We start from the raw sequence: 12,038 nt of genomic DNA, 5'->3' as shown, positions 1-12,038 counted from the left end.
GCGGGCTCGGAGTCAGCCGTGGCGCTGCTGGGCGGCTTCGAAGGCGGCCAGCTGCTCTGGCGTGGCCGGCTGCTGGTACTTGGCCTTCCAGTCGGCGAAGGGCATGCCGTAGATCGCCTCGCGCGCCTGGTCCTTGCTTATGTCCTGGCCGGCGTCCTGGGCCGCCTCGCGATACCAGTCGGCCAGGCAGTTGCGGCAGAAGCCGGCCAGGATCATCAGGTCGATGTTCTGCACGTCCAGGCGGTCCTGGTTCAGGTGCGCCAGCAGGCGGCGGAAGGCGGCCGCTTCCAGGGCGGTGGTGTCGGTCATGGGAACTCCTGTGGACGGGGCAGGGCGGTGCGCCTACCCGCTGCTGGATGAATCGGGGACAATAGGCGGCCGACTGTACACCCCCAACAGACCGATGACTGCCCGCATTCTCGATGGCCGCCGCGTGGCCGAAGACCTGCTCGACACCCTCAAGACCCGCGTGGATGCGCGCGTGGCCGCAGGGCAGTCGCGCCCGGGGCTGGCCGTGGTGCTGGTGGGCGGGGACCCGGCCTCCAGCGTCTACGTGCGCAACAAGCGCCGCGCCGCGGAGAAGGTGGGCATCGAAGCGTTCGACTACGACCTGCCCGAAGGCACCACCGAGGCCGAGCTGCTCAAGCTTATCGATGAACTCAATGCCGACCCCAAGGTGCACGGCATCCTGGTGCAGCTGCCGCTGCCGGGCATTCCCGACGCGCGCCACCTGATCCACCGCATCGACCCGCGCAAGGACGTGGACGGCTTCCACCCGGAGAACGTGGGCCACCTGGCCCTGCGCGAGTTCGGCCTGCGGCCCTGCACGCCGCGTGGCATCGTGACCCTGCTGGCCCACACCGACCAACCCGTGCGTGGCCGCAACGCCACCATCGTGGGCGTGTCCAACCACGTCGGCCGGCCGATGGCGCTGGAGCTGCTGATCGCCGGCTGCACAGTGACCTGCTGCCACAAGTTCACCCCGGCCGAGGTGCTGGAAGCGCGCGTGCGCGACGCCGACATCCTGGTGGTGGCGGTGGGCCGGCCCAACCTGGTGCCGGGCGAGTGGGTCAAGCCGGGCGCGGTGGTGATCGACGTGGGCATCAACCGCCTGGATGATGGCAGCCTGACCGGCGACATCGGCTACGAAGCCGCCGCCCAGCGCGCCAGCTGGATCACGCCGGTGCCGGGTGGCGTGGGTCCGATGACCGTGGCCACGCTGATGCAGAACACCATCGAGGCGGCCGAAGCGGCTGGCTGAGTCGCGCCGGCAGGGCGCTGGCGCCTCGTCGGGGCGGGATGGCATGCCAGTGGGAGGCACGCCTGCGGCCCCGACCGCCGCGACCTGAGCCAGGCCACGGCGGCGTCCGCGGCGCGGTTCCCGCTCAACCGAACCTGGGCTTGGTGCCCCAGATCTGCGGCCAGATCGGCGGGATGTCGCGGCAGACGAAGATCTCGTAGCCGTTGTTCGATTCCTCGTTGGCCACGTTCTCGCGGTTGCGGACCGGACCGTGCGAGGTGCACCTGGCAACGCTGCCACGCTGGTCCTTGGCGGTATTGCCCAGTTCGATGATGACCTGGGGCGGCGGCTCGCCGTAGCCGCGATACCAGGCCGTGTTGGTCCGGCTGATCACCGGCGGCAGGCCCAGCGCCGGGCCGTACAAGGCCATGGCGCCGGTTTCGCCGTAGTTGTTGGCCAGGATGGCGGTACGGGCGCGCTCGGCCTCGGGCAGGGCGTGATAGATGGATGCCACTTGCTCAGCCAGTTCCTGCCAGCCGATCTCCTCGGCGTAATCGCGGTGCAGGCGCTGGTTGACATGCCAGAGCGGGGAATTGACCGGCGCGATAGGCAGGTGCAGGGCCCAGCCCAGCGGTAGCGCCACCACCAGCAGGCAGACCAGCGCCATGCGCAGGCCGCGCGCGCGGCTAGCCGGCAGGCGGGCGCACCAGGCCTGGATGGCCACGCAGCCGGCGGCCAGCAGCATCGGATAGCCCGGCGCCATGTAGTAGCCGCGCCCGCGCGACAGGGCGAACAGCAGCAGCGGCAGTGCATACATCCACACCAGCACGCGGTAGCGGCGCATCGTGGCGGCCAGCGTAAGGAAGCCCAGGCCGGCAAGCCAGATCGGCAGGGTCAGCGCGCTGGCGTTGGCGTAGAGCTGCTCGGGAAGGAACAGGTCGGTGCGGCCGATGGCGACATCGCGCGCGTGGATGTGGGCGACGAAGTCCAGGTAAATGAAGTCGTGCCTCACCTGCCAGATCAGGTTGGGCAGGAAGATCGCCAAGGCCACGGCCACCCCCAGCCACGGCCAGCGCGTGCGCAGCTGGGCGCGCATCGGCGTGGCCAGCACGCCCGCGGCCAGGCCGATGGCCCAGTACACGATGGTGTAGCGCGTCATCAGGCCCAGGCCGAAGACTGCGCCCATGACCAGCCACAGGCGCAGATCGCCGCCGTTGGCCAGGCGCAGCGCCAGCCAGGCGGCCGCCACCACCCACAGCAGGTCCGGGCCGCAGTACATGAGGATGCTGCTGTTGACCAGGCCGAAGGGCATGCAGGCGGTGGTCAGCGCGGCGGCGAGCTGGGCCAGGCGCCGGCCGCCGAGTTCGGCGGCGATCAGGCCCGCCAGCACCATCGCCCCGCATTGGGCCAGGGTGGCGACCGCGCGAAAGCCTGCCAGCGAGGTTCCGAACAGGAACAGCTCCAGCCGTGCCAGCCAGGGCACCAGCGGCGGGTAGGGCACATAGCCCCAGTCCAGGTGCCGGGCATCGTCCAGCACCTGCAGTTCGTCGCGGTGGAAGCCGTAGGCGCCGTTGAGCCACAGATGGGCCAGGAAACGCACCAGCGCCAGGACCAGCAGCCATTTCAGTTCGCGATGGACCGGGGCCACCGATGGGGCGGCCGCATGCGGGTGTCCGGGCGCTGGAGGAGACGGAGCGGCGGGCAGGGGAGCAGTCATGGCAAGTCATGGTCTGGAGAGGCGGCCAGTGTTGGCGCGGCAGCCTGCCCCGGCCAGGTAAATGTGACGATCCGGCGCGGCTTTGGGACCAGCCGCGGGCCCACAGGGGCGGGTGGGACCGGCTGGTGCCCCGTAGAATGCAGGCATGCAAGCATCATCGCCCACCGCCTACGAGCGGCTGTTGCCCTGGAAGCAGATGGTCGAGGTGGGGTTCTGGGTCGTCTACATCGCCTGGAACGCCAGCTTCAACAGCATCACCGTGCTGATGGACGTGCACAAGTCGTCACTGGCCTTCGCCGACTGGGAGCCGGTGGTGTGGGAGTGGTCCAGCGGCCTGACCTGGCTGCTGCTGGTCTGGCCGGTGGTGCGCTTCACTGCCTGGCGGCCGCTGCGGTGGACCGGCTGGGGGCGCACGTTGACCGAGTACTTGCTGGCCAGCGTGGTGTTCTCGATGCTGCACGTGGTCGGCATGTATGCCCTGCGCGCCTGGGTGTATCGCTGGATGGGTGGCGAGTACGGATTCGGCGGCTGGCTCTCGGCCTGGCCCTACGAGTATCTCAAGGACGTGCGCGGCTTCTTCGTGCTGGTGGTGTTCATCGAGACCTGGCGCCTGCTGATGCGGCGGCTGCAGGGCGAGGCCCAGCTGCTGGCCGCGCCCGACGAGGGGCCGCCGCTGGAGCCGGTCGAGCGGCCCGAGCGCTTCCTGGTGCGCAAGCTGGGCCGCGATTTCCTGGTGGCCACCGAGGAGATCGAATGGATCCGCGCGGCCGGCAACTACGTCAACCTGCAGGTGCGCGGCCACGACTATCCGCTGCGCAGCACGATGACCGAGATCTCAGGCCGCCTGGACCCGGGCCGGTTCGTGCGGATCCAGCGCAGCTACATCGTCAACCTGGCCCAGGTGGCCTCGATCGAGCCCATCGACGGCGGCGAGGCCCGCATCCACCTGAAGGATGGCACGGTCTTGCCGTGCAGCCGCAGCTATCGCACCGCGCTGCGGGAGCGACTGGGCGCGGGCGAGGGCTGAGCCTGGGCAGGTGAGGCAACCGCCCAGCGTGCGCCCGCGCGACTGCGCACGCCCTGATCTGAGTCGCGCGCATCATGGCTTTGATGCACACCGCCCATCGCCCGTCATGCCACGGCGGAAACGCAGCGTCGCGGCCCCTGCCAGGCTGCAGCCGGGCCGGTCTTGGGGCTATAATGTCGCGCTTCCCACGAACCGGTTAGGTGGCCGATGCTCCGCATCCTGGCTGAAGCACTGACGTACGACGACGTTTCCCTGGTCCCCGCGCACTCGACCGTCCTGCCCAAGGACGTGAGCCTGGAAACGCGCCTCACCCGTGACCTCAAGCTCAAGCTGCCGCTGCTGTCGGCGGCCATGGACACGGTCACCGAGCACCGTCTTGCGGTGACGATGGCCCAGCTGGGCGGCATCGGCATCATCCACAAGAACCTGACCGTGGATGCGCAGGCGGCCGAAGTGGCCAAGGTGAAGAAGTTCGAGGCCGGCGTGATCGCCGAGCCCTTCACCGTGGGTCCGGAAACCACCATCGCCGAGGTCCTCAAGCTGACCCGCGCCCGCAACATCTCCGGCGTGCCAGTGGTCGATGGCGGCCAGCTTCTGGGCATCGTGACCAGCCGCGACATGCGCTTCGAGAAGAAGCTGGACGATCCGGTCCGCCACATCATGACCAAGAAGGACCGCCTGGTCACCGTGCGCGAAGGCGCCAGCGACGAGGAAGTGCTGGAGCTGCTGCACAAGCACCGCATCGAGAAGGTGTTGGTGGTCAACGACGGCTTCGCCCTGAAAGGCCTGATCACGGTCAAGGACATCCAGAAGAAGTCCGACAGCCCCAACGCCGCCAAGGACGCCAGCAGCCGCCTGCTGGTGGGCGCCGCGGTGGGCGTGGGTGGCGATACCGAGCAGCGCGTGGAAGCGCTGGCCGCGGCCGGGGTGGACGTGATCATCGTGGACACCGCGCACGGCCACTCGCAGGGCGTGCTGGACCGCGTGCGCTGGGTCAAGAAGACCTACCCGCAGATCCAGGTCATCGGCGGCAACATCGTCACCGGCGATGCCGCCCTGGCGCTGATGGAGGCCGGTGCCGACGCGGTCAAGGTCGGCGTGGGCCCGGGCTCGATCTGCACCACGCGCGTGGTCGCTGGCGTGGGCGTACCGCAGATCACCGCCATCGACATGGTGGCCGAGGCGCTGCAGGACCGTATCCCGCTGATCGCCGACGGCGGCATCCGCTACTCGGGCGACATCGGCAAGGCGCTGGCCGCCGGTGCCTCCACGGTGATGGCCGGCGGCCTGTTCGCCGGCACCGAGGAAGCCCCGGGCGAGGTCGAGCTGTTCCAGGGCCGCAGCTACAAGAGCTACCGCGGCATGGGCTCGCTGGGCGCGATGGAGAAGGGGTCAAAGGACCGCTACTTCCAGGACGCCTCCGACGCCGACAAGCTGGTGCCCGAAGGCATCGAAGGCCGCGTGCCGTACCGCGGCCCGCTGAGCGCGATCATCCACCAGCTGGTCGGCGGCCTGCGCGCCACGATGGGCTACGTGGGCTGCGCCACCATCGAGGAGATGCGCACCAAGCCGCAGTTCGTGCACATCACCGGTGCCGGCCAGCGCGAGAGCCACGTCCACGACGTGCAGATCACCAAGGAACCGCCGAACTATCGAGCCGGGTGAGGCAGGAACGAGTGGAGAGGAACGAGAAACGAATGTTTCCGTTCCTCTTTTCACATCGGCCCCCTGCTCCTGTTTTCTCTCGTTCCTCGTTCCTCCCAACTCGTTCCTGCCCTCATGACCAACATCCACACCGACAAGATCCTGATCCTCGATTTCGGCGCGCAGTACACGCAGCTGATCGCCCGCCGCATCCGCGAGATCGGCGTGTACTGCGAAATCTGGGCCTGGGACCATGATCCGGCCGAGATCGCCGGCTTCGGCGCCAAGGGCATCATCCTGTCCGGTGGGCCGGAATCGACCACGCTGCCGGGTGCGCCGGCCGCGCCGCAGCAGGTCTTCGACAGCGGGCTGCCGATCCTGGGCATCTGCTATGGCATGCAGACCCTGGCCGCGCAGCTGGGCGGTGCCACCGAGGCGGCCGACCAGCGCGAGTTCGGTCACGCCGAAGTGGACGTGGTCCAGCCCGACGCGCTGTTCTCCGGGCTGTCCGACCATGCCGGCGCGGCGCGTCTGAACGTGTGGATGAGCCACGGCGACCACGTCTCGCAGGTGCCGCCGGGCTTCACCATCACCGCCACCACCGACCGCATCCCGGTGGCCGCCATGGCCAACGAGGACAAGCGCTGGTACGGCGTGCAGTTCCATCCGGAAGTCACCCACACCCTGCAGGGCCAGACCCTGCTGCGCCGTTTTGTGGTGGACGTGTGCGGCTGCGCCACGCTGTGGACGGCGGCCAACATCATCGAAGACCAGATCGCCCGCGTGCGCGAGCAGGTCGGCGAGGACGAGGTGATCCTGGGCCTGTCCGGTGGCGTGGATTCCTCGGTGGTGGCCGCCCTGCTGCACAAGGCCATCGGCGACAAGCTGACCTGCGTGTTCGTCGATACCGGCCTGCTGCGCTGGCAGGAAGGCGACCAGGTGATGGCGATGTTCGCCGAGCACATGGGCGTCAAGGTGATCCGCGTCAACGCCGCCGACCGGTACTTCGCCAAGCTGGAGGGCGTGAGCGACCCGGAAGCCAAGCGCAAGATCATCGGCAACCTGTTCGTGGACATCTTCGACGAGGAGTCCAACAAGCTCAGCAACGCCAAGTGGCTGGCGCAGGGCACCATCTACCCCGACGTGATCGAGTCGGCTGGCAGCAAGACCGGCAAGGCCCACGTCATCAAGAGCCACCACAACGTCGGCGGCCTGCCCAAGCACATGAAGCTGGGCCTGGTGGAACCGCTGCGCGAGCTGTTCAAGGACGAGGTGCGCCGCCTGGGCGTGGAACTCGGCCTGCCGCGCACCATGGTCTACCGTCACCCGTTCCCCGGCCCGGGGCTGGGCGTACGCATCCTTGGCGAGGTCAAGCCCGAGTACGCCGAGCTGCTGGCCAAGGCCGATGCGATCTTCATCGACGAACTGCGCAAGGCCGACCTGTACGACAAGACCAGCCAGGCCTTCGCCGTGTTCCTCCCCGTGAAGTCGGTCGGCGTGGTCGGCGACGCCCGCGCCTACGAATGGGTGATCGCCCTGCGCGCGGTGGAGACCATCGACTTCATGACCGCGCACTGGGCGCACCTGCCGTACGACTTCCTCGGCACGGTGAGCAACCGCATCATCAACGAACTGCGCGGTGTTTCGCGGGTGGTGTACGACATCTCCGGCAAGCCGCCGGCGACGATTGAGTGGGAGTGAGCCTGCTCGGCATAGCTTGATGAAACGAAGGGCGCTGAGGCGCCCTTTGTTTTTGTCTGCCTTGCTAGAACGTTATTGGGCGCAAGCGATGACGTGCCCTGGCATGACGCAGGATCGGATCGCAGTCCGACAGCTTGTTTCGAGTCGGACTTGCCGGGCGAGATGATCGCCATGGCGAAAAAGCGGGTCTTGCAGGCTAGGAGACAGAACAGCTACTGCTCCGGGGAACTTGTAGTTCCGCCGGTGTTGCTGCGCGGAAGGCACGGCTAAACCCCTTGGGGCCGATCCAACAAGCAGTCGATAAACATCCCAAGCAGGGCGGGGCGATGCTGTCGGTTGGGGTAGTAGAGAAACAGCCCGGGGCGTGAGATCGACCAATCCGCGAGCACCTGCACTAGCCTGCCCTGGGACAGGTGCTCGGCCACGCCGTCGCGTTCGAAGTGATAGGCGATGCCCAGGCCTTCCAGCGCGGCGGCGATGCCGATGTCGGCGTGGTTGGTCACCACCGGGCCATTGACCGCCATGTCCAGTCGTTGGCCCTTGCGCTCGAACTCCCAACGATAGTGTCTGCCGTCGGTCTGCAGCCGCCAGTTGATGCAGGCGTGGTCATGCAGATCCTCGGGCGTGCGCGGCGTGCCGCGGCGTGCCAGATAGTCCGGGGAGGCCACCGCGACCATGTCCAGGTCCGGCGTCAGGCGCACGGCGATCATGTCCTTTTCCAGCCGCCCACCCACGCGGATCCCCGCATCGAACCGGCCGGCGACGATGTCCGTCAACGTGTCATCGACCACGATGTCCAGCAGCACCTCGGGGTGGGCCTGGTGGAAGCGCGCCAGCCGCGGTCCGATCAGGGTGCGCGCGGCGATGCCGAGGGTGTTGATGCGCAGCGTGCCGCGCACCTGTCCCGTCGCTTCGCTGGCTTCAGACACCGCGGCGGTCATCTCGCGGAACAACGGCGCGATGCGTTGATAGAGCCGTTCGCCGCTCGCCGACGGCGCCACGCTGCGGGTGGTGCGGTTGAGCAGGCGGGCGCCGATGCGGCTCTCGAGCTGGCGGATGGTCTGGCTCAAAGCCGAGGGCGACAGGCCCAGGTGCTCGGCGGCCCGGGCAAAGCTCTGGCGCTCGACCACGGCGACGAAGGCCTTGAGTTCGGCGTATTCGGATCCGCGCATTATGCACTCCGGTCTACATAAGCCATGAGGAATCTACCGTATTCACTGAATGATGACCGGGGCGCAGGCTGTGCGCCATCCCAACCCGGAGAGCACCATGACTGCGCTGACACTGCCCGAACCCATCGTCGCCTACTTCCTGGCCGACACCCAGGGCCCTGACGAGCTTGCCCGTTGCTTCACGCCGCAGGGGAGCGTCAGGGACAAGGGCCAAAACCACATCGGTCGCGACGCGATCAAGGCCTGGAAGGCCGAAACCGAAACCCTGTACACCTACACCAACGACCCGTTCGCCATGACCCTGGTCGATGGCAAGCATGTCGTGCGCAGCCACGTGGCGGGGAGCTTTCCCGGCAGCCCGATCGACATGACCTTGTCCTTCCGCCTGGAATGTGGACTGGTCGCCAGCCTGGAGATCAGCGCATGATCTTGGATCTGCAGCTGAGCGGCCTGCGCGCCGTGGTGACCGGTGGCACCCTGGGCCTGGGCGCCGCCGTCGTGGAGGCCCTGGTGGAAGCCGGCGCGCGGGTGGTCACCGCCGCGCGCAGCAAGCCGGTGCATCCGGTGGAGGGCGTGACCTATGTCAGCGCCGACCTGTCCACCGCCGAAGGGGCCGCGCTCTTGGCAGAGGCAGCGCTGGAGGCACTTGGCGGCGTGGATATCGTGATCAATGCCCTGGGCGGGTCGAACACGCCGCAAGGCGGCTTTGCCGCGATCACCGACGCGCACTGGTTCGCCGAATTGAATCTCAACCTGATGCCCGCCGTGCGCCTGGACCGGGCGCTGCTGCCGGCCATGCTGTCCCAGGGATCGGGTGTGGTGATCCATGTCAGTTCCATCCAGCGCGTGTTGCCGCTGACCGAGTCCACCACCGCCTATGCGGCGGCCAAGGGAGCGCTGACGACCTATAGCAAGGCACTGGCGCGCGAAGTCACGCCCAAGGGCGTGCGCGTGCTCAGCGTGGCCCCGGGCTGGATCGAGACCGAAGCCTCGGTGGCCTTCGCCGAACGGATGGCGGCGCAGGCCGGCACGGACTACGAGGGCGGCAAGCAGATGATCATGGACTGGCTGGGCGGGATCCCCGTGGGCCGTCCGGCAAAACCGCGGGAGGTGGCCGACCTGATCGTGTTCCTGGCCTCGCCGCGGTCGGCTTCGATCGCCGGGGCCGAGTACCGGATCGACGGCGGCACCGTGCCCACGGTGGTCTAGTCCAGGTTCGGAACACTGTCTGGACTGGCCGTCAGCGCAGCCGGGTCGAGCGCTCGCCATCGACCCGGTGCAGCGACTGCTGAGTCTGCCAACGTGACCTACGAAGACGCCGCCAGGGAAGGCGGCGCCGTTGTCTTGAACAAAGCGCGGCAGCTCAACCCCTGGCGTCGTGGTAGCGACGCTCGACCTCGTTCCAGTCGACCACGTTGTAGAAGGCCTCGATGTACTCGGGTCGACGGTTCTGGTACTTCAGGTAGTAGGCGTGTTCCCACACGTCCAGGCCCAGCACCGGCGTGAGCCCCTGCATCAGCGGGCTGTCCTGGTTGGCGCTGCTGGTCACGCTGAGCTTGCCGTCCTTGTCCACGCACAGCCAGGCCCAGCCGCTGCCGAAGCGGGTGATCGCCGCCTGGGTGAAGGCCTGCTTGAATGCGTCGAACCCGCCCAGCTCCGTGTCGATGGCCTTGGCCAGAGTGCCCACCGGCATGCCGCCGCCCCGCGGGGACATCACCGTCCAGAACAGCGAATGGTTGGCATGGCCACCACCGTGGTTGATGACCGCGGGCCTGAGCTTGTCGGGCAGCTCGGACACCTGCGAGACCAGCTGCTCCACGGGCAGGTCGGCCCATTTGCTGCCTTCGATTGCGGCGTTGAGCGAGTTGACGTAGGTCTGGTGGTGCTTGCTGTGGTGAACCTCCATCGTCTTGGCATCGATGTGGGGTTCGAGCGCGTCGTAGGCGTAGGGAAGCGCGGGCAGGACGTGTGCCATATCGGGATTACCTCATCAGGGTCTGAAGAAGAACCGAGCTGGCGTGCATGCAGCGGCTGGCGGGCCTCGGGCGATGCCCCGCCGGAGCGGGGCGACGTTGGACGGCCACAGGGCGCAGTCCTGCAATCCGTCCAAGCGGGCTCGATTATCGTTCAACGCGACTGGTCTGATGATGAAGGGCGCCACTTGCGGTGCGGCAACCCTTGCAGGCCTGCCGTCAGGAGCCGCCGCGTGAGCCCGCATAGGCGGCCACGCGCTCAGGCTGGGCGAAGCGCTGGGTGATCCATCGGCGCGCCGGCGCCTCGAAGGCGCGATTGACCAGCATCGCCAGCACGATCACCGCGGCTGTGCACAGCAAGCCCGACAGCCAGGGACTGACCAGCACGAAGATGCCCTGGTGTTCGAACAGGTCGATCACCGGCACGTGCAGCAGGTAGATGGCAAAGCTGGCCTGGCCGATCTCCCGCACCAGGCGTCCTCCTAGCACCGCCTTGGCCGGCGCCGTGCTGAAGCTGAAGGACAGCACGATCAGCGCCGCCATCGCCGTGCGGGGCAGGTCGCTGTAGTACCACTTGCTCTCATCGGCCACGTCCTTCCACGGAAAGACGTCCAGCAGCATCTGTTCCAGCGGGACCAGCAGAGCCACAATCGCCAGCACCGACAGCCCCTGCAGCAGGCGCACGCGGGCCTGGGTCAGCCACGCGCGCTCGACCAACACGCCGCGCAGCACCGCCACGCCAACACCGGCCATGAAGATATGCAGCTTGGAGAAGAACAGCACGCCGGGCGTATACGGGGAGGTGACATAGCTCAGTGCCACGACCGCCATCAGCGCCAGCATCGACAGCCAGCGCAGGCGCCCGTGCAGCGAGGGGATCAGCCACACGCAAAGGAAGAAGAAATAGAACTGGAACTCCGGACCCACCGACCAGAACACGCTCAGCGAGCCGGTGAAGGACAGCAGGCGCGCAAGCTGGGCCGCGTCCATCCGGTAGGTGAAGCCTTCACCCAACCAGTGCGAGGCAATGAACGCGAGCACGACCACGGTGTAGTACAGCGGCACGATGCGCGCCACGCGCGAGACCACGAACTTTCGCGCGTGATCCGCCGTGAGGGGCTTTTGCAGGTACAGGTGGCCCATCAGAAAGCCGCTCAGCACGAAGAAGATCAGCACCCCGCAGGCGCCGAAGTCCGAGCGCGCCAGTTCGGCGGCACGATTGGGCAGGTGCGAAAGCACCACCGACAGCGCCGCCAGGCCGCGCAGCCCGTCCAGCTCGGACATGTGTTGCCTCGGCGCCCGCGTGGGCAAGGTGGCGGCCTGGCGAGTGGCGCGGTCGGTTGGACTTGCGGCGGCGGGCACAGGCATGCAGGACTCCTGACGTTGCAAGGCCGGCGCGGCGCGAAGGCCGTGGGCGGAGGGCATCAGGCCTTGGGCCGGATCGCATCGCTATCGGGAGCGTCTGCATGACCTCAGCCCGGAGATGCCGCGGCCTTGGGTTGTAGGCGCGGCGCTGTGCCGCTTCGGTGGATTTGCGGGCCGGATCGTGGCTCGCGGAGGCGGG

The 12,038-nt window shown here is 67.9% G+C and carries 11 protein-coding genes; 6 read left to right on the top strand and 5 right to left on the bottom strand.

Annotated elements, in window-relative coordinates:
- Positions 1–12: 12 nt before the first annotated feature.
- Positions 13–309, bottom strand: a complete 297-nt coding sequence (locus tag EPA99_RS05955; RefSeq protein ID WP_129470264.1) for a DUF1244 domain-containing protein — start codon at positions 307–309, stop codon at positions 13–15.
- Between the two features lie 94 nt (positions 310–403).
- Here EPA99_RS05955 and folD point away from each other — a divergent pair, with 94 nt between their 5' ends.
- A complete protein-coding gene (folD, locus tag EPA99_RS05950; protein ID WP_129470263.1) occupies positions 404–1,261 on the top strand; it encodes a bifunctional methylenetetrahydrofolate dehydrogenase/methenyltetrahydrofolate cyclohydrolase FolD in 858 nt (285 codons plus the stop codon).
- 124 nt (positions 1,262–1,385) lie between these two features.
- Here the strand turns inward: folD and EPA99_RS05945 are convergent, their stop codons facing one another.
- A complete protein-coding gene (locus EPA99_RS05945) occupies positions 1,386–2,957 on the bottom strand; it encodes a glycosyltransferase family 39 protein (protein ID WP_129470262.1) in 1,572 nt (523 codons plus the stop codon).
- A 145-nt stretch (positions 2,958–3,102) separates the two neighbouring features.
- On the opposite strand from EPA99_RS05945, the gene EPA99_RS05940 reads away from it, so the two are divergent.
- The 3 genes from EPA99_RS05940 (at position 3,103) to guaA (ending at position 7,329) form a co-directional block, all read left to right on the top strand.
- Positions 3,103–3,984 carry a LytTR family DNA-binding domain-containing protein gene (locus EPA99_RS05940; protein ID WP_129470261.1) on the top strand — a complete coding sequence of 294 codons (882 nt, stop codon included), beginning with the start codon at positions 3,103–3,105 and terminating at the stop codon, positions 3,982–3,984.
- 207 nt (positions 3,985–4,191) lie between these two features.
- Positions 4,192–5,649, top strand: a complete 1,458-nt coding sequence (gene guaB / locus EPA99_RS05935; protein WP_129470260.1) for an IMP dehydrogenase — start codon at positions 4,192–4,194, stop codon at positions 5,647–5,649.
- Between the two features lie 114 nt (positions 5,650–5,763).
- On the top strand, positions 5,764–7,329 hold the full coding sequence (guaA, locus tag EPA99_RS05930) for a glutamine-hydrolyzing GMP synthase (RefSeq protein ID WP_129470259.1): 1,566 nt from the start codon (positions 5,764–5,766) through the stop codon (positions 7,327–7,329).
- Positions 7,330–7,595: 266 nt separating this feature from the next.
- Here guaA and EPA99_RS05925 read toward each other — a convergent pair whose 3' ends face one another.
- Complete coding sequence (locus tag EPA99_RS05925) at positions 7,596–8,501, bottom strand: LysR family transcriptional regulator (protein ID WP_129470258.1); 906 nt, start codon at positions 8,499–8,501, stop codon at positions 7,596–7,598.
- 97 nt (positions 8,502–8,598) lie between these two features.
- Here EPA99_RS05925 and EPA99_RS05920 point away from each other — a divergent pair, with 97 nt between their 5' ends.
- Positions 8,599–8,928, top strand: a complete 330-nt coding sequence (locus EPA99_RS05920) for a nuclear transport factor 2 family protein (protein WP_129470257.1) — start codon at positions 8,599–8,601, stop codon at positions 8,926–8,928.
- A complete protein-coding gene (locus EPA99_RS05915) occupies positions 8,925–9,710 on the top strand; it encodes an SDR family oxidoreductase (protein WP_129470256.1) in 786 nt (261 codons plus the stop codon). Before EPA99_RS05920 ends, EPA99_RS05915 begins: the two co-directional genes overlap by 4 nt.
- A gap of 154 nt (positions 9,711–9,864) precedes the next feature.
- Here the strand turns inward: EPA99_RS05915 and EPA99_RS05910 are convergent, their stop codons facing one another.
- A complete protein-coding gene (locus EPA99_RS05910) occupies positions 9,865–10,476 on the bottom strand; it encodes a superoxide dismutase (RefSeq protein WP_129470255.1) in 612 nt (203 codons plus the stop codon).
- A 217-nt stretch (positions 10,477–10,693) separates the two neighbouring features.
- Positions 10,694–11,842 (bottom strand): acyltransferase family protein, encoded by a 1,149-nt coding sequence (locus tag EPA99_RS05905; protein ID WP_241688276.1) that lies wholly within the window; start codon positions 11,840–11,842, stop codon positions 10,694–10,696.
- Between the last annotated feature and the right edge of the window lie 196 nt (positions 11,843–12,038).

The sequence above is a fragment of the Pseudoxanthomonas composti genome, from assembly GCF_004122095.1.
In the GTDB taxonomy this organism is placed as follows: Bacteria; Pseudomonadota; Gammaproteobacteria; order Xanthomonadales; family Xanthomonadaceae; genus Pseudoxanthomonas_A; species Pseudoxanthomonas_A composti.
The sequence above is the reverse complement of the archived record's forward strand: the minus strand, read 5'-3'. Positions and strand labels throughout refer to the sequence as shown.

Bases quoted from the DNA above. Each gene is read 5' to 3' on its own strand.
- EPA99_RS05955 (WP_129470264.1), bottom strand. From the start codon at position 309: ATGACCGACACCACCGCCCTGGAAGCGGCCGCCTTCCGCCGCCTGCTG.
- folD (WP_129470263.1), top strand. From the start codon at position 404: ATGACTGCCCGCATTCTCGATGGCCGCCGCGTGGCCGAAGACCTGCTC.
- EPA99_RS05945 (WP_129470262.1), bottom strand. From the start codon at position 2,957: ATGACTGCTCCCCTGCCCGCCGCTCCGTCTCCTCCAGCGCCCGGACAC.
- EPA99_RS05940 (WP_129470261.1), top strand. From the start codon at position 3,103: ATGCAAGCATCATCGCCCACCGCCTACGAGCGGCTGTTGCCCTGGAAG.
- guaB (WP_129470260.1), top strand. From the start codon at position 4,192: ATGCTCCGCATCCTGGCTGAAGCACTGACGTACGACGACGTTTCCCTG.
- guaA (WP_129470259.1), top strand. From the start codon at position 5,764: ATGACCAACATCCACACCGACAAGATCCTGATCCTCGATTTCGGCGCG.
- EPA99_RS05925 (WP_129470258.1), bottom strand. From the start codon at position 8,501: ATGCGCGGATCCGAATACGCCGAACTCAAGGCCTTCGTCGCCGTGGTC.
- EPA99_RS05920 (WP_129470257.1), top strand. From the start codon at position 8,599: ATGACTGCGCTGACACTGCCCGAACCCATCGTCGCCTACTTCCTGGCC.
- EPA99_RS05915 (WP_129470256.1), top strand. From the start codon at position 8,925: ATGATCTTGGATCTGCAGCTGAGCGGCCTGCGCGCCGTGGTGACCGGT.
- EPA99_RS05910 (WP_129470255.1), bottom strand. From the start codon at position 10,476: ATGGCACACGTCCTGCCCGCGCTTCCCTACGCCTACGACGCGCTCGAA.
- EPA99_RS05905 (WP_241688276.1), bottom strand. From the start codon at position 11,842: ATGCCTGTGCCCGCCGCCGCAAGTCCAACCGACCGCGCCACTCGCCAG.